Source organism: Qipengyuania marisflavi (assembly GCF_005884405.1).
In the GTDB taxonomy this organism is placed as follows: Bacteria; Pseudomonadota; Alphaproteobacteria; order Sphingomonadales; family Sphingomonadaceae; genus Qipengyuania; species Qipengyuania marisflavi.
In genome coordinates this window covers 71,117-87,964 of the sequence record NZ_VCAO01000003.1, presented here as the reverse complement: position 1 = coordinate 87,964, position 16,848 = coordinate 71,117, and the positions used below count along the sequence as shown (strand labels likewise).

The window sequence follows — 16,848 nt, the reverse complement described above, 5'->3', positions numbered from 1 at the left end:
TTTTTGCAAGGATAGAGCAAGATCATGAGCTTTCCCTGGGCACGCCAGTATGAACCCAAGACCGGGCTGACGAAGTTTCTCGACGAGAAGCTGCCGCTGCCACGGCTGATGTATGGCGCGATCGGTGCGGGTTATCCCGTGCCGCGCAATCTCAGCTATTTCTGGAATTTCGGCGTTCTTGCCGGCTTTTTCCTGGTGCTGCAGATCATAACCGGAGTGGTTCTGGCCATGCATTACGCTGCCAATGCGCAGGTCGCATTTGCTACCACCGAACACATTATGCGCGATGTAAACTGGGGTTGGGTCATGCGTTATGCGCACGCCAATGGCGCCAGCTTCTTCTTCATCGTCGTCTATCTCCACATCTTCCGCGGCTTCTTCTACTCATCGTACAAGGCCCCGCGCGAAATGATCTGGCTGCTGGGTGTAGTCATCTTCCTGCTGATGATGGCGACCGCTTTCATGGGTTACGTGCTGCCGTGGGGCCAGATGAGCTTCTGGGGCGCCAAGGTTATTACCGGCCTGTTTGGCGCGATTCCCGGGATCGGCGAATCGATCCAGATCTGGCTGCTGGGCGGATTTGCGCCTGACAATGCCGCACTCAATCGCTTCTTCAGCCTCCACTTCCTGCTGCCCTTCGTGATTGCCGGTGTGGTTATCCTGCACATCTGGGCGTTGCACATTCCCGGTTCGTCAAACCCGACCGGGGTCGAGATCAAGAGCGAGAGCGATACGCTGCCCTTTCACCCGTATTACACGGCGAAGGATGGCTTCGGCCTGGGTGTCGTGCTGCTGTTCTTCTTTGCGATGGTGTTCTTTAGCCCGAACATGCTCGGCCATCCGGACAATTATATCGAGGCGAACCCGCTCTCGACGCCGGCGCTGATCGTCCCTGAATGGTATTTCTATCCGTTCTACGCGATCCTGCGCGCTTTCACGGTGGATTTCATCCTCCCGGCAAAGCTGTGGGGCGTGCTGGCCATGTTCGCGGCGATCCTGGTGTGGTTCTTCCTGCCCTGGCTTGACCGTTCGCCGGTGCGCAGCGGCCATTATCGCCCGCTGTTCCGCAAATTCTTCTGGTTCGGCCTGATCCCGTGCATGGCACTGCTGTTCTATCTTGGCGGCGCGCACGCCGAAGAGCCGTATATCATGCTCAGCCAGATCGCGACGGCATACTACTTCCTTCACTTCCTGGTGATCCTGCCGATCATCAGCCAGATCGAGCGGCCCGAACCGCTGCCCTATTCGATCACCGAGGCGGTTCTCGGCTCGGACAAGAAGGCGGTGCTTGGCGAAAACACCACGCCTGCGGTTTGAGCGACACGAGAAAGACTGACCCATGAGCAAACTTCTTAGCGTTCGCCTCGTCGGCATCTTTGTCGGCCTCGGTTTTGCCTTCGTCGCGCTGTGGTCGCTGGTCTTCGGGCTGGCGCCTGCATTCTCGACCTTTGCCGAGCATGGCCAGTTCGTCGAACCGACTGTGGAGCATGAATTCCACGAACACCCCAAGGACTATGCCTACAGTTTTGAAGGCGCGTTGGGGAAATGGGACACTGCCCAGTTGCAACGCGGCTTCAAGGTCTACAACGAGGTTTGCGCTGCCTGCCACAGCCTGAAATTCGTGGCGTTCCGCGATCTGGGCGAGATTGGCTATGACGAAGGTCAGGTCAAAGCCTTCGCCGCCAGCAAGCAGGTGCCCGGAATTGATCCGAACACTGGCGAAGCCAACATGCGGCCGGGCCTGCCGACCGATTACTTCCCGTCGCCCTATCCCAATGCGGTTGCGGCGGCTGCGGCCAATGGCAATGCGATCCCGCCAGATCTTTCGCTGATCACCAAGGCGCGGCATGACGGTACCAATTACGTCGCCTCGCTGCTGTCCGGCTATGGCCCGGCTCCGGCGAAGCTGAAGGAAGAATTCCCGGAATTCAGCACGCCTTCCACGCTGCATTTCAACAAATACTTCCCCAACCTCAATCTGGCGATGGCACCGCCGCTGACCACTGCCGAGCAGGTCAGCTATGACGATGGCACCAAGGCCAGTGTCGAGCAGATGTCGCAGGACGTTGCTGCGTTCCTGACCTGGACTGCCGAACCGACCATGGTGAAGCGCAAGCAGACGGGTTGGCCGGTATTGATTTTCCTGCTGTTCGCGACCGTGCTCGCGTATTTCTCGAAGAAGCAGATCTGGGCCGCTGTGAAGCCTAAAAAGCGCAGCTGATCCGGTTCGCATAATTTAACAGAATGCCCCTCCATCCCGCCGGATGCGAGGGGCGTTTTCGTTTGCAGGAGGACGCCGCATGGCTCCCGACGAGATCAAGGCGCTGGTGCGCACCATTCCCGACTTCCCCGCGCCGGGAATCCAGTTCCGCGATATCACCACGTTGATCGGTAACGGGCCGGGCTTCGCCGCCACGGTCGAATGGCTGACGACCCGCGCGCAGGACGCAGGCGCTCAGGCGATTGCGGGCATGGAGGCGCGCGGCTTCATCTTCGGCGCGGCGGTCGCGGCGCGGCTGGGCGTGGGGTTCATTCCGGTGCGCAAGCCGGGCAAACTGCCCTGCAAGACTATCGGCGTGGATTACGCGCTGGAATATGGCAGCGACCGTCTGGAAATGGACCCCGGCGCAGTCACGCAGGGACAGAGCGTGGTGATCGTCGACGATTTGCTGGCGACCGGCGGCACGGCTTGCGCGGCCACGACATTGCTGCGGCAGGCGGGGGCGGTTGTCGAAACAGCGGTGTTTGTGATCGACTTGCCCGAACTGGGCGGCAATGCTGCGCTCTGCGCCGACTCGATTACCGTCGCAGCACTGATGGCATTTGCGGGCGAATAGCCCTAAAGTCGCAACGACTGGGACATAAGCAGCCTTTCGGGCATTGAACGCAGATAAGTGCGTTTGATAGCCAAGCGCAGGCAGGGTGGGATTGCGGCAACCGCATGGAAGAACAAACTCTCGTAATCGCCATGGTTGGCATGCTTGGTATCGGGGCGCAATGGATTGCGTGGCGGACCGGGTGGCCTGCCATTGTGCTGATGCTGGCTGCGGGCTTTCTGGCCGGCCCGGTGCTGGGCCTGTTCGACCCCGAGCACGCTTTTGGCCCACTGCTTGATCCGATGGTTGCCATTGGCGTTGCGCTGATCCTGTTTGAAGGCGGGCTGAGCCTTGATTTCCGCGAGCTGCGGCATTCGGGCGAGGGCGTCTTGCGTCTGGTCGTGCTTGGCGTGCCGCTGGCGTGGGTGTTTGGTGCGGTTGCCGCCAACCAGATTGGCGGGCTGGAATGGCCCGTGGCGATCCTGTTCGCCGGTATCTTGGTGGTGACGGGGCCGACGGTGGTCATGCCCATGCTGCGCCAATCTTCGGTCAAACCGCGACCCGCTTCCATGCTAAAATGGGAAGCGATCGTGAACGATCCGATCGGCGCGCTGTGCGCGGTCATCGCTTATGAATATTTCCGCAAGGTCGCGGCGTTCCCCGACGCCACGCTGTTTGAAGTGGTTCCGCCGCTTATCCTTGCTGCAATTATTGCCGGTTTGATCGGCTATCTTGCTGCCGCAGCTATCGCCTGGGCCTTCCCACGCGGAGCGGTGCCCGAATATCTCAAAGTCCCGGTGCTGCTGACAACGGTGGTCGCCATCTTCGTGCTCGCCAACCAGATCGAGCATGAGGCCGGTCTGGTCGCCGTCACTGTGATGGGCATCGCGCTGGCGAATATGAACATCTCGTCGCTGCGCAGCATTCATCCGTTCAAGCAGAACATCGCTGTGCTGCTGATTTCCGGCATCTTTATCCTGCTGTCCGCCAGCCTTGATTTTGAAGATCTTGCCTACCTCAACTGGAACTTCGGTCTGTTCCTGCTGGCGTTGCTGTTCCTTGTTCGCCCGGCCACAATTCTGCTCAGTCTGCTGGGCACCAAGGTGCCGTGGAACGAGCGGCTGTTTCTGGCGTGGATCGCCCCGCGCGGTATCGTGCTGGTGGCGATTTCCGGCCTGTTCGCGCTCCGCCTGTCGGATCTTGGGTATGACGGCGATGCGCTGATCGGGCTGTCCTTCGCGGTGGTGGTGGCGACCATCGTGGCGCATGGCTTCACCATCGATCTGGTCGCGCGGCTGCTGAATGTGAAGGGCGGCACCCGGCCGGGCATCATCTTTGTCGGCAGCACACCCTGGACCATCTCGCTGGCCCAAATGCTCACCGATATGAAAACGCCGGTTATGATCGTCGATTCCAGCTGGCAACGATTGGCGCTGGCGCGGCAGAAGGGCCTGCCGACCTATCACGGCGAAATCCTCAACGAGGCAACCGAGCACAATCTGGACCTGACACCCTATCAGGTGCTGGTCGCCGCGACCGAGAACGAGGCGTATAACGCGCTGGTCTGCAATGAATTCGCTTACGAAATCGGGCGTGATAAAGTGTTCCAGCTGGGCGAATCGAGTGATGACAAGGATCGTCACGCGATCCCCGAAAGCATTCGCGGTCGGGCGTTGTTCGATTCCGGCTTTGGCGTGGAAGACGTCAGTGAGCGTCAGTCGCAAGGCTGGGTGTTCCGCAAAACCAAGCTGACCGAAGAATTCCGCTTCGAAGACGCCCAGCAACGGCTGCCTGAGGCTGCCAATATGCTGCTGCTGCTGCGCGACAATGGCGTGATCCGGTTCTTTACCCATGCCGCACGGCCCGAGCCGCGCGCTGGCGATACGATTGTCAGCTTCTCGCCGCCGCAGGAGAAGACAGCGGAGGAAATTGCCGCCAAGCGAGGCAACCGCAAACAGGGAGTGCCAGTGACATGATGCGCCGGTTCACATCAGGACGGAAGATTGGCGGGATCGCTGTAATGCTGCCGCTGGTCCTTGTCCTGGCTGCATGCGACAAGCGCAGCGAAACCCCGCCTGAACCCGCAACAGAGCCCGACAGCGGCGAACCCAAGTCGATTTTCCGCCCCGAGTTTCAGGTGGAAGAGGCCCCTGCTGCGGACACGTTGGCGGCGCTCGACACGCGAATATTCTTCCCTGACGGCGATGCCCTGACAGAGACGGCGCTGGCCGAACTGGCTACCATTATCGACGCCCCTCAGGTTGAACGCAAAACCGGGCAGATTACGCTGCGCGGACACAGCGATGCGGGCGGCAATGACGCAGCCAATATGCGCGCGTCGCAGGCCCGCGCCGAAGCGGTGCGTGACTGGATGGTCGAAAACGGTGTCGCCGAAGACCGGATTGTTGTGATCGCGTTCGGTGAACAGAACCCGATTGCGCCCAATGCCATGCCTGATGGTTCGCCCAATGAGGAAGGCCGCTCGGTCAATCGCCGGGTCGATGTTCATGTGGCGACAGACACACCGCCGCCGGTGCCAGAAAAGAAGGACGCCACGCTGGCTGAGGTGTTGGCCTCACCCGCGGCAGAAGAACCGGAACAGTAACCGGCGGTCTGCGCGTATATCGCGCAAAGCGGCTGTTGACGCGGGCCATACAAGAATGGCATCTGCGCCCCGCGCGACCGGGCAAATATCCGGCGCACTGCCGGTACTGGGCGGGTATAGCATAGTGGTAATGCTCCAGCCTTCCAAGCTGGCTAGAGGGGTTCGATTCCCCTTACCCGCTCCAGCCCTTCGACCGCCATATTGTCGATCAGCCGCGTCCCGCCGATCCGGGCGGCCACGAACAGGCGTGCATTGCCATTGTCGTGTGCCAGTGGGGCCAGGTTGTCGGCATCGCGCAGTTCGGCATAATCGAGCAAATCGAAGCCGCCCGTCATCAGCGTATCGTGCAGATTGCCGAGGGTTTCGGATGCCGGAGCGCCCGCTGCGATAGCCGCCAGCGCGTCTTTCATGGCGCGGGGCAGGGCCGCTGCGGCGGCGCGTTGCTGGGCGGAGAGATAGGCGTTGCGGCTGCTCATCGCGAGCCCGTCATCCTCGCGCACTATAGCGACACCGTGGATCGCCGCCGCGTCAGGCCGCGTCAGGTCGAGATCGCGCGCCATACGGCGGATCACGGCCAATTGCTGCCAGTCCTTCTCGCCAAAAAACGCCATGTCGGGCATCACCTGGTTGAACAGTTTGCACACTACGGTCGCCACTCCGTCGAAATGGCCCGGACGGTCACCGCCGCACAGACCTTCGCTGACACCCGCGACCGAGATATTGGTGGCATAGCCAGGGGGATAGACGACCTCAGGCGGCGGCGCCCACAGCAGCTCGGCGCCCTCGGCCTCCAGCAGCGCGGAATCGCGCGCCATCTGGCGGGGGTAAGCGCCCAGATCCTCATTCGCGCCGAATTGCCGCGGATTGACGAAGATCGACACCGCGACATGATCGGCCACTTCGCGCGCGCGCCGGACCAGCGTCAGATGCCCTTCATGCAGCGCGCCCATTGTCGGCACCAGAGCGATGCTGCCTCTTCTCGCACGCAGCTTTGCCAGCGTGCTTCTCAACGCTTCGAGTTCGGTGATGGTTTGCACAGGCGCGGCCCCTTGGATAAGAGCGGTTTCGACAGTGCCCTAGCGGTTTGTGCCGGGGTGCGACAACATTTCTCGACCAGCCTTTCACCACAGGAACAGCCTTGCCCGAAGCCGCGCCGCACTGGATCACCTTCGCCAATGAAAAGGGCGGAACGGGGAAATCCACCACTGCGGTGCATGTAGCGGTGGCGCTGGCCTACGCCGGGCTGCGCGTGGTCGCCTTCGATCTCGATCACCGCCAGCGCACAATGCATCGCTATCTGGAAAATCGCGCCGAAACGGCACAGCGTCGGGGCATCACTTTGCCGACCGCCGCGTGCCATGTGGTCGAAGGGCTGGACGAGGCGGCTTTCGATGCGCTGGTTCGGCGCGAAGCCGCCGGTGCCGATTTTATTCTGGTCGATACGCCGGGCCGCGACGATCCATTGGCCCGCCACGCCGCGACGCAGGCCGATACGCTGGTCACGCCGATGAACGACAGCTTTGTCGATTTCGACCTGATCGGGCAGGTCGAGGGTGAGACGTTCAAGGTCAAGAAACTGTCATTCTATGCCGAACTGATCTGGGAAGCGCGCATCCGCCGGGGCCGGGCGCAGCTGGAGGAACAGCGACGGCCGATGGATTGGGTGGTCGTGCGCAACCGCACCGGCTACACCGAAGCGCGCAATATGGGACGCATTGAAAAGGCGCTGACCGAAATGTCCAAACGGGTGGGTTTCCGGGTTGCCAAGGGGCTGTCCGAACGCGTGATTTACCGCGAGCTGTTCCCCTCCGGCCTGACCTTGCTGGACAAGGGGCAGCTGGGCGATCTGGGGACCAGCCACCTTGTCGCGCGGCAGGAATTGCGCGGTCTGGTCGCGGGCCTGCGTCTGCCCGGGAGCGGCTTTGAAACACCCGCAGGACAGGCTGCATGATCCGGATCATCGCCATTGTGGTGCTGGTCTCCATCGCCTGCCGGTGGATCTTCGGGAAATGGCCCTGGGACTATCTGCAATCAACGCCCACGCGCGAGCAGGCGCTGTCCAAGGCGCGTAAACTGCTGGGCGTTGCCCCCGGTGCCGATCACCGCGAAATTCGCGATGCGCACCGGCGGATCGCGGTGCTGGTGCATCCCGACAAGGGCGGCAGCAAAGCCCAGATCCAGGAAGCCAATGCCGCACGCGACCTGTTACTGCACGAATTGCCCTATGAAATACCGGAGACCCCGCAATGAGCCATAATTTCGATCCCACCGTCCTGCGCGAATATGACATTCGCGGGATTATCGGCGAGACGCTTGGCCCCGACGATGCGCGGGCGATTGGCCGCACCTTTGGCGCGATGTTGAGCGAGGCGGGCGGCAAGAAAGTCGCCATCGGTTATGATGGCCGCGTCAGCTCGCCAATATTGGAACACGCGCTGGTCGAAGGCCTTACCGCCAGCGGCTGCGATGTGGTGCGGATCGGCATGAGCGCGACCCCGATGCTGTATTATGCCGAGGCTTCAGCCGAGGACGTAGATGGCGGCATTCAGATAACCGGCAGCCACAATCCCGCCAATTACAACGGCTTCAAAATGGTCTTTCAGGGGCGTCCGTTCTTCGGTGCGGACATTCAGGAGCTGGGCCGCCGTGCCGCCGCCGGCGAATGGACCGACGGTACCGGTGAAGTCGAGCAGCGCGAGCTGATGGATGCCTATATAGCCCGGATGCTCACCGCTCTGGATGGCGTTGATGCAAACAAGCTGGGGTCGATGCGGATCGGCTGGGATGCGGGTAATGGCGCAGCCGGACCCGCGCTGGAGAAGCTGGCGGCGGCGCTGCCGGGCGAGCATCACCTGCTCTACACTGAAGTTGACGGCAATTTTCCCAATCATCATCCCGATCCCACTGTCGAGGCGAATCTTGCAGACCTGAAGGCGCTCGTCGCCGAGAAGTCGCTCGATTTCGGTATCGCTTTCGACGGAGACGGCGACCGGATCGGCGCAGTGGACGGCGAAGGCCGGGTCATATGGGGCGATCAGCTGCTGATGATCTATGCGGAAGACCTCTTAAGGGATCGCCCGGGGGCCACCATTATCGCCGATGTAAAGGCCAGCCGCGCGCTTTACGATCACATTGCGAAATGCGGCGGGGAGCCGCTGATGTGGAAGACCGGCCATTCGCTGATTAAGTCCAAAATGAAGGAAACTGGCAGCCCGCTGGCCGGTGAAATGAGCGGACACGTGTTTTTCGCCGACACTTATTATGGATATGATGACGCGCTGTATGCCGGGATTCGCCTGATGACAGCATCGGCGCGGCTGGGCCGCTCGGTCACGCAATTGCGCGGCGCGATCCCGGCGATGGTCAACACGCCCGAAATGCGCTTCCAAGTGGATGAAAGCCGCAAGTTCGCTGCCATCGATGAAGTGCAGGCGCGGCTTGCGGACAGTCCGGCGGACGTCAATTCCACCGATGGCGTGCGCGTCACCAATGATGATGGCTGGTGGTTGCTGCGCGCTTCCAATACGCAGGACGTGCTGGTCGCCCGCGCGGAAAGTGATAGCGAGGCAGGGCTGGAGCGGCTGGTCGCGCAGATCGACGAGCAATTGCAGCTGTCCGGGCTGGAGCGCGGGGAGAGCGTGGGCCATTAGGCTGCGCTGCTGTCCATGAGCAAGCCCCCGTGGTCGTTGCTGGGCATCAAGCCCACGTCCGACAAGGAAGCGATCCACGCCGCCTATCGCAAGCAGCTTGAAAAGCTTGATCTGTCGACGTCGATATCGCGCTTCGCCAAGTTGACAGAAGCGCGCGAGAAGGCGCTGTTTCAAGCTGCCGAAATGCGGCGCGAAACTGCGCGAGGCGGGCCGGTTGAGGCTTATGCGGTGCAGAAGCCGCCGGAAGCACCAGCGCTCATTTCTGAGTCAACGCCGCCGCCGCCGGCATCGTCAGTGGCACCCACACCCACCCAGCCACGCAACCCTCCGGTCACCCTGCGCCGCTCACGGGAGGGTACCGAGCCTACGGCAGTGCCGAATACCTATGTTGATCCATACTATGATCAGCCGCTTCCGTCTCAGTCGGCTGAGCGGCCTTACAGGCGAGATTATATTTCTGCGCCGCTAGAGTTCGACTTCGGCAAGACGAAGGGTGCTGTCACAAAAGTTTGGCTGGCGCTCTTGGTGACCGCATTCTTGTATCAATGTGTCTCGGGCATTTTCGAAGATGATTCCGCGGATCCCGAAATTTCATACAGCTCCTCCCCACTCGTGTTCGACACAGATGTGGGTGAAAGCGGTGACGTACTGGCTCTGGAGCTTTTCGGTGAAGGCATTGACTGGGATTACATCGTCAAGACCGATCCCTATCTCGCATACGCATTGGCCGGGTGGATCACGGGATCTGCCACTGCGGATAATGATGCCACGCGCGCCATCCTGCGAACGACTATAGTTGAAGCACGCACCTCGGCCAGTCGCGCCGATGTAATCGCTATTAGCGAAGTGTATCTGATATGGCTCAAAGCCGCTGCAACAGAAGAAGGGGGCGCTTGCCGGGAAGTGACCTCACATGCATTTTTCGATGGGGTTCCGCACATACGTGGCGCCGAACTTGAGCAAGAACAACGGCTGGCCCGGCACATGCTCGGCTCGCGTCTACTCACGCCAAGGGAGGGTATGGGGCGAGAATCCGTAATTCCAAGCTGGGCGCTCCAGCGCGCCTCGGAATCTTCAGGGCTGCCCGAATCGACCATCACAAAATCGCTCGAAGATTTCGCCCATCCCCAGCGCTGCGAAGCCACAATCGCCCTGCTCGAAGCGCTGCTCGAAAGGCCTGCGGATGCGCCGCTTGAGGTGCTCGACAGACTTTGATTGCATCGCATGGAAACGCAGCGGGTGCGGGGCGTTCTGGAACCGTGACCACGGCGCAAATTCCCCCAGAAATCACGGACTGGTTCGCCGGGCGGGAATGGCGTGTGCGGCGGCATCAGGGTGAAATGCTTGCCGCTGCCGATGCCGGGCATCATGCGATGCTGGTAGCCGATACCGGGGCTGGCAAGACGCTGGCCGGGTTTCTGCCCACGCTAGCCGATTTCACGCCATCGCGCCTTTGCGGGGAGCCTCCGCCTGAAGGCTTGCACACGCTCTATGTCTCGCCCTTGAAGGCGTTGGCGCATGATGTGCAGCGCAATCTGGTGACTCCGGTGGAGGAAATGGGGCTGCCGATCCGCATCGAAACACGCAGCGGCGATACCCCTTCCGACCGCAAGAAACGCCAGCGGATCAAACCACCCCATATCCTGCTGACCACGCCGGAAAGCCTCTCGCTGCTGCTGTCCTATCCCGACAGTTTCGCGCTGTTCGCAACGCTCAAACGCGTGGTGATCGACGAGGTTCATGCCTTCGCCACCGGTAAACGCGGCGATCTGCTGGCGCTGGCATTGTCCCGGCTGCAGGCCATTGCCCCGCAGATGCAGCGTGCGGCGCTGTCGGCCACAGTCGCCAGCCCCGAGGCGTTTCGTGAGTGGTTGGCGCCGTGGGGCGATCTGGACAGCGTTGAACTGGTGATTGGTGAGGAGGGCGCGCCGGCCGATGTGGAGATCCTGCTGCCAGTGGAACAGCGCGTGCCATGGGGCGGCCATGCGGCAACCTGGGCGATCCCGCAGCTGTACGAGCAAATTCGAGCCGCAAGGACTGCGCTGGTGTTTACCAATACACGGTTTCTGGCCGAATATATCTTCCAGTATCTGTGGGATGTGAACGAGGACAAGCTGCCCATTGGCATCCACCATGGATCGCTTAGCAAGGAGGCACGCCGCAAGGTCGAGGGCGCGATGGCACGGGGCGAATTGCGCGCTTTGGTGGCTACCGCCAGCCTGGATCTGGGTGTTGACTGGGGCGATATCGATCTGGTCGTGCAGATGGGCGCGCCCAAGGGGTCGAGCCGCCTACTCCAGCGGATTGGCCGCGCCAATCACCGGCTGGACCAGCGTTCCAAAGCGCTGCTGGTGCCCGGCAACCGCTTCGAATTCCTCGAAGCGACCGCCGCCAAGGACGCGGTCGACGAGGGGCAGCGCGATGGCGAGGATTTCCGCCCCGGCGGGCTCGATGTGCTGGCACAGCACGTCATGGCGTGTGCCTGCGCCGCGCCGTTTCAGGAAGACGAACTGCTGGCCGAAGTGCGCTCCAGTCTCGCCTATGCATGGATCGACGCGGAGATCTGGGCGCGGGTGCTGACCTTTGCCGAAACCGGCGGGTACGCGCTCAAGGCCTATGACAAGTTTCGCCGGATCGTGCGTGACACAGCGGGTGTGTGGCGGCTCGCCCATCCCGATCAGGCGGCGCGGCACCGGCTCAATGCCGGGATCATTATCGATTCCGAAATGCTGGAAGTGCGCATCAATTCGGGGCGAGGACGAGGCGGGCGGTCGCTGGGCAGGGTGGAGGAGCGGTTCGCTGCCACCTTGCGGCCCGGCGACACTTTCGCCTTTGCGGGCATGAGCCTGGAAGTGGTCAAGCTTCAGGATATGGAGGTGTTGGTCAAGGCATCCAAATCCTCTGCCATGATCCCCAGCTATGGCGGCGCGCGGATGCCGCTGACCACGCATCTCGCCGAGAGGGTGCGTGCCATGCTCGTCGACCGGGCCAGCTGGGCACGCTTTCCCGATGATGTGCGTGAATGGCTGGAGGTGCAGGACTGGCGCAGCCAGATGCCCGGTCCGGGCCAGCTGCTGGTGGAAAGCTTCCCGCATGCGGGACGGCATTACAGCGTGTATTATACCTTCGAGGGGTGGAACGCGAACCAGTCGCTGGGGATGTTGATTACTCGCCGGATGGAGGATCGCGGGCTTCAGCCGCTGGGTTTTGTCGCCAATGATTATTCGCTGGCAGTGTGGGGCCTTAAGCCGGTCACCGATCACGCGCCGCTGCTGTCACCCGATATCCTCAAGGAGGAATTCGTCGAGTGGGTGCAAAACTCGCATCTTTTGCGCCGCGCCTTTCGCGAGGTGGCGGTGATTGGCGGGCTGGTCGAGCGGCAGCATCCAGGCAAGCGCAAGACGGGCAAGCAGGTCACCTTCTCGACCGATTTGATTTACGATGTGCTGCGCAAATACGAGCCTGACCATCTACTGCTGGAGGCGGCATGGGCCGATGCGCGGACGCGGCTGACCGATGTCGGGCGATTGGGCGATCTGCTTGATCGATCTGCTGACCAATTGGTGCATGTCGAGCTGGACCGGGTCAGTCCGCTGGCCGTGCCTGTGCTGGTGATGGTTGGCCGCGAGGCGACGCCGCAGGGGGCTGCTGATGACGAGCTGTTGCTGGAGGCAGAGAGTCTGGCGGGCGCAGCGATGCGGGTGGATATGCCCGAGCCGGCTGAGGACGATTAGGTGCGCGCTACCACGGCCCAGCGAAAAGCCGTCCATCGCGCGATGGATCACAGTGCGGCGTTTGCCCAGTTTCCTGGTGCGGATCAGCTGCAGGTCGATCGCCGAGGCGGCGATACAAATCCAGATCGCCGAGACAGAACCCTGCTTCCGCATTGGCGGTCTCTTTGACCAATCCGAGCACGCGCAGGCTGCGGCCATATTGGGCATTACCAGCAGGCCGAAATGTCAGGCCCCGTAATAAGTTGTCCTGTCCACGCCGTTCAAGAATCCGGCGCAGTTCAGCATCCCCGACGGCAATATTATTCCACCACGCGACCCCGTCTGAATCCACCGCAAGCTCATCGATCGGGAGCGGTGAGATTGCAGCGTCAGAGGGGCTTGGATGCGGCAGATCGATTGTCACCTCTTGCATCTGGACACCGTATGTTGCCGCTGACAGCGTGGCGGCGATCAACCAGACCGATGCCAGCGGAACCAGCGAGGGCCGCCATATTGGACTGCCGTGATCATAAGGCTTGCGGCGTCCGTGCCGCGCGCTCCTATTCCTCGCCACCAAAGGTCCGGTAGCGTTCGTTACCGATGAAGCCGAACCGTGACACGCCGCTGGATTTGATCGTAGCGAGCGTGTGAGAGGCGGCATCATAGCTGGCGAGCGGTTCGGGCTCGAACTGCAATTCGGGCTCAACCGCCAGCTTCGTCGTGGCCCGAAGCAGTGTAGGGAGCTGCTGTGCCTCGATCTGTGTGCCGTTCCAGGCGAGCCGGTCTCCGGCGGTCAGGGTCAATTTGTTGAGGTTGGGCTCAAGCGAAGGGATCGGGCAACCGCCACAATCGCCGGGCATATCGATATCGACCGAATTGGTCGCTGCCGGGATGGTAATGATGAACATGATCAGCAGCACCAACAGCACGTCGATCAAGGGGGTGGTGTTCATCTCGCCCATTGGCTTGCCGCTGAATGCCATGCTCATTCTCCCACTATGTTATGTCATAACATTGCAGAGATAGTGCGGTATTGCAAGGGCTAGTCAGTAGGAGCGTAGGTATCGGAAGCGCGCGTAGAAAAAGGGGCGGATCGCTCCGCCCCTTATGATCTTGGTTCCGGTTAAGGCCGGTTAGTTGAAGGTACGATACCGTTCATTGCCGACGAAACCGAACTTGGTCACGCCCGAGGCCTTGATGACCTGCAGCACATTGGCTGCGATCTCGTAACTGGCGAGCGGCTCGGGTTCGAACTGAAGCTCGGGCTCTGGATTGATCGAGCGCGACTCGTCCAGCAGCGTGCGCAACTGGCCCTGATTAATCGGATTGCCGTTCCACAGGATCTCGTCGGTGCCGGTCAGCACCAATTTGTTCTTGTCAGGCTCTACCATGTTTGGCGGAGCCGGTGACGGGGCGGGCAAATCGATATCAACCGAATGCGTCGCCACGGGAATGGTAATGATGAACATGATGAGCAGAACGAGCAGGACGTCGATCAACGGCGTCATGTTCATTTCCATCATCGGCGCGCCATCGTCCTTGCCGCCTGACATTGCCATTGTGGGTTACTCCTGAAATTGCTGGGTCGGGCCGCCGATCAGGCGTCCGGATCGACCTTGTTCGAGATGAAGCCCACGGTCGGATAGCCGGCCGCCTGGACGTTGTAGATCGCACCGGCGACACAGGACCACGGGGCGTTGACGTCGCCGCGGATGTGAACCTGAGGGATTTTCTCCGGATCTTCCATGATCGCTTCGGGGCCGCCGGCGCGCTGCACAATGGCATCGAGACGGCTGAACGCCTGATCATAGAGTTCTTCGGACGACACCGGCGTGGTGTTGTTGAAGTACACGCGGCACTGACCGTTGCGGTTCGCACCTTCAAAACCCGGTTCACCGGCACTGCGGCCAGCGGCATCGGTGGTGCTGATCGTCAGCAGCAGGTTTTCGACCTTGTCCTTCGATTCGACAGACTCAAAGACCGGAATCTTGAGCTTCTCGATCGTCTGGATCGCGACCGGAACCGCAATCAGGAAGATAATAAGGAGCACCAGCATCACGTCCACAAGGGGAGTGGTGTTGATGTCCGACATCGGCGTATCGCCGCCGCCACCCGAGGATATCGCCATGGCTTAAATCCTATTCCCGTTCATCATTCTTTTGAAGCGAAACAGGGCGGGGCAAGAGATTTTGCCCCGCCCATGTAATTAGCGCTTCGGAGTGGTGGTCGTAGTGCCTACCGGCGGCGTGGTCGTCGTGGTTGTGGTGCCAGTGCCCATCGGCTTGGTGGCAGTAGCGGGCGCGGTGCGCGCAGCCTTGCCAGCTTGCTGGGTCGAAGTCGCCGTCATCGTGGCCGGCTTAACAGCACCCTTGGAGTTGATGTTGGCCAGCAGATCGGTCGAGAAGCTCGAGAGCAGTTCCGAGATTCGCTTGTTACGGCTTTGCAGCCAATTGTAGGCAAGCACGGCAGGAACCGCGACGAGCAGACCGATGGCGGTCATGATCAGAGCTTCACCAACCGGACCAGCGACCTTGTCGATCGAAGCCGAACCGGCGAGGCCGATGTTGATCAGGGCGCGGTAGATACCGATAACCGTACCGAGCAGGCCGACGAAGGGAGCGGTTGCACCCACCGTCGCGAGGAACGGCAGGCCGCCCGCAAGCTTGGAGTTGATGGCATCTTCCGAACGCGACAGCGAACCGTGCAACCAGTCATGGGCTTCCAGCTTGTCCGGCATTTTGGCGTGCTGGTCTTCGGCGTGATTGGCATCATCGACGAGCTGGCGCCACGCGCTGTTCTTGTCGAGCTTGGCCGCGCCTTCCTTGATGGTGGGGGCGCGCCAGAAATTGGTGCGGACACCCTTGTACTGGTTGAGGATTTTCTGCTGTTCGATCAACTTGGTGAACAGGATATAGAACGAGCCGACCGACATGATCACCAGCACAGTGAGGATCGACCAGGCGATTACGCCGCCCTGTTCCATGGCTTCGATAAAGCCGAACTGGTTCTGAGGCGCATCCCCAGCTGCTGCAAGAATTTCGATAATCATAGCGAGTGTCCTCTTAAGGTAATTGTTATCGGCCCCGCGGGGCGCCTATCAGATTAATTAAGCTTGTAGACGATCGTCGTGCTGGCACTGCCGGGGATCGGATCACCAGCAGCATTAAGTGCAGGGTTGTAACGAGCGTAGCGCGTCATGCCCTGACAGGCAGCCGAGTCCAGTTCACTGGAACCGCTGGACGATGACACCGAGCAGTTGGACACCCGGCCATCAGGACCAATTGTAATCGACACGCCAACCGAACCTTCCGTTCCGTCACGTTCTGCGCGGCGCGGATAGTTGTCTCGAATCCGCGCCGCCCAGCCTTCCTGGCCCTTTGGCGAGGCGGCCCGAGCCTTCGACGGCGCTGGCGGTGCCGGCGGCGCGGGCGCAGGCGCAGGCGGCGCGGGCTTTGGCGGAACGATCCGCTGGATCGGCGCGGGCGGCGGGATCGTAACCTGCGTGCGGATTGGCGGCGGCGCAGGCGCGATGCGGATCGGCGGCGGCGGCGCAACGGGCGGCGGCGGCGCAGCATCTGGCTCAGGCGGCGGCGGCGGTTCGTCCGGCTCTTCGGGTGGCGGCGGCTCTTCCACATCAATCGTGGTTACGCGCTCGACAAGCTTGCTTGCCGCTTCATAGGCAAGGCCAGTGATCAGCGCATAACCGAGAGCAATATGGATGAGGGCAACAATAATGATCGCGACAATGCGATTGCCGCTCATCTGTTGGTCAGCATAAGCCATTCGGTCGCATCACTCCATCAAGTCGATCCGGGTTGTCCCGGACCAGTTGGGCAACCGTCCTCCGCACCAAGGCATCGGCGGCACCATAAATTTCCATTCCCATCGTGACCCTGTTGGGACGACGGTGCAAGACGCATCGGGTTCCCAAAAGGTACGCCCAATGGCTTTTTCAGGCAATATTGTATCACCTGCCTGATCAAGGTCAGCCGCTTTAGCTACGATAACCAGCCATCGCAAACGCTTTATCGGTTAACCGCCAATTCAGTGCCTTGTCAGCAGGA

17 protein-coding genes and 1 tRNA gene are annotated in these 16,848 nt (G+C 61.2%); 11 read left to right on the top strand and 7 right to left on the bottom strand.

Annotated features, from left to right (window positions below):
- Positions 1–24 precede the first annotated feature (24 nt).
- The 6 genes from FEV51_RS07390 to FEV51_RS07365 all read left to right on the top strand — a co-directional run bounded on the left by FEV51_RS07390 (position 25) and on the right by FEV51_RS07365 (position 5,605).
- The gene (locus FEV51_RS07390; RefSeq protein ID WP_138617482.1) at positions 25–1,317 is read left to right on the top strand and encodes a cytochrome b; all 1,293 of its coding nucleotides are present in this window, start codon (positions 25–27) and stop codon (positions 1,315–1,317) included.
- A 22-nt stretch (positions 1,318–1,339) separates the two neighbouring features.
- Positions 1,340–2,221 carry a cytochrome c1 gene (locus tag FEV51_RS07385; RefSeq protein WP_138617480.1) on the top strand — a complete coding sequence of 294 codons (882 nt, stop codon included), beginning with the start codon at positions 1,340–1,342 and terminating at the stop codon, positions 2,219–2,221.
- 79 nt (positions 2,222–2,300) lie between these two features.
- Complete coding sequence (locus tag FEV51_RS07380; RefSeq protein WP_138617478.1) at positions 2,301–2,837, top strand: adenine phosphoribosyltransferase; 537 nt, start codon at positions 2,301–2,303, stop codon at positions 2,835–2,837.
- 104 nt (positions 2,838–2,941) lie between these two features.
- The gene (locus FEV51_RS07375) at positions 2,942–4,792 is read left to right on the top strand and encodes a cation:proton antiporter (protein ID WP_138617476.1); all 1,851 of its coding nucleotides are present in this window, start codon (positions 2,942–2,944) and stop codon (positions 4,790–4,792) included.
- Complete coding sequence (locus tag FEV51_RS07370; protein WP_138617474.1) at positions 4,789–5,421, top strand: OmpA family protein; 633 nt, start codon at positions 4,789–4,791, stop codon at positions 5,419–5,421. The genes FEV51_RS07375 and FEV51_RS07370 overlap by 4 nt, the downstream gene beginning before the upstream one ends.
- 110 nt (positions 5,422–5,531) lie before the next feature.
- A tRNA-Gly gene (locus FEV51_RS07365) sits at positions 5,532–5,605 on the top strand.
- Here FEV51_RS07365 and panC read toward each other — a convergent pair.
- Positions 5,574–6,458 (bottom strand): pantoate--beta-alanine ligase, encoded by an 885-nt coding sequence (gene panC / locus FEV51_RS07360; RefSeq protein ID WP_138617472.1) that lies wholly within the window; start codon positions 6,456–6,458, stop codon positions 5,574–5,576. The two genes, FEV51_RS07365 and panC, sit on opposite strands and share 32 nt — an antisense overlap.
- Before the next feature lie 101 nt (positions 6,459–6,559).
- Here panC and FEV51_RS13325 point away from each other — a divergent pair, with 101 nt between their 5' ends.
- The 5 genes from FEV51_RS13325 to FEV51_RS07335 are packed head-to-tail and all read left to right on the top strand — an operon-like array spanning position 6,560 to position 12,805.
- Positions 6,560–7,372 (top strand): division plane positioning ATPase MipZ, encoded by an 813-nt coding sequence (locus FEV51_RS13325; protein ID WP_138617470.1) that lies wholly within the window; start codon positions 6,560–6,562, stop codon positions 7,370–7,372.
- A complete protein-coding gene (locus FEV51_RS07350; RefSeq protein WP_138617468.1) occupies positions 7,369–7,671 on the top strand; it encodes a J domain-containing protein in 303 nt (100 codons plus the stop codon). Before FEV51_RS13325 ends, FEV51_RS07350 begins: the two co-directional genes overlap by 4 nt.
- The gene (gene pgmG, locus FEV51_RS07345) at positions 7,668–9,071 is read left to right on the top strand and encodes a phosphoglucomutase/phosphomannomutase PgmG (protein WP_138617466.1); all 1,404 of its coding nucleotides are present in this window, start codon (positions 7,668–7,670) and stop codon (positions 9,069–9,071) included. The genes FEV51_RS07350 and pgmG overlap by 4 nt, the downstream gene beginning before the upstream one ends.
- Before the next feature lie 15 nt (positions 9,072–9,086).
- Positions 9,087–10,286, top strand: a complete 1,200-nt coding sequence (locus FEV51_RS07340) for a J domain-containing protein (RefSeq protein WP_138617464.1) — start codon at positions 9,087–9,089, stop codon at positions 10,284–10,286.
- A 44-nt stretch (positions 10,287–10,330) separates the two neighbouring features.
- Positions 10,331–12,805: a ligase-associated DNA damage response DEXH box helicase gene (locus FEV51_RS07335; RefSeq protein ID WP_138617462.1), complete on the top strand. Its 2,475-nt coding sequence runs from the start codon at positions 10,331–10,333 to the stop codon at positions 12,803–12,805.
- 7 nt (positions 12,806–12,812) lie between these two features.
- Here the strand turns inward: FEV51_RS07335 and FEV51_RS07330 are convergent, their stop codons facing one another.
- The 6 genes from FEV51_RS07330 to FEV51_RS07305 form a co-directional block, all read right to left on the bottom strand.
- On the bottom strand, positions 12,813–13,259 hold the full coding sequence (locus FEV51_RS07330) for an ExbD/TolR family protein (RefSeq protein ID WP_138617460.1): 447 nt from the start codon (positions 13,257–13,259) through the stop codon (positions 12,813–12,815).
- 85 nt (positions 13,260–13,344) lie between these two features.
- Positions 13,345–13,773 carry an ExbD/TolR family protein gene (locus FEV51_RS07325; RefSeq protein WP_138617458.1) on the bottom strand — a complete coding sequence of 143 codons (429 nt, stop codon included), beginning with the start codon at positions 13,771–13,773 and terminating at the stop codon, positions 13,345–13,347.
- Between the two features lie 144 nt (positions 13,774–13,917).
- Positions 13,918–14,343 (bottom strand): ExbD/TolR family protein, encoded by a 426-nt coding sequence (locus FEV51_RS07320; RefSeq protein WP_138617457.1) that lies wholly within the window; start codon positions 14,341–14,343, stop codon positions 13,918–13,920.
- A 38-nt stretch (positions 14,344–14,381) separates the two neighbouring features.
- Positions 14,382–14,912: an ExbD/TolR family protein gene (locus FEV51_RS07315; protein WP_171033067.1), complete on the bottom strand. Its 531-nt coding sequence runs from the start codon at positions 14,910–14,912 to the stop codon at positions 14,382–14,384.
- A 78-nt stretch (positions 14,913–14,990) separates the two neighbouring features.
- Complete coding sequence (locus FEV51_RS07310; RefSeq protein WP_138617455.1) at positions 14,991–15,833, bottom strand: MotA/TolQ/ExbB proton channel family protein; 843 nt, start codon at positions 15,831–15,833, stop codon at positions 14,991–14,993.
- A gap of 53 nt (positions 15,834–15,886) precedes the next feature.
- On the bottom strand, positions 15,887–16,567 hold the full coding sequence (locus FEV51_RS07305) for a TonB family protein (RefSeq protein WP_138617453.1): 681 nt from the start codon (positions 16,565–16,567) through the stop codon (positions 15,887–15,889).
- Positions 16,568–16,848 lie beyond the last annotated feature (281 nt).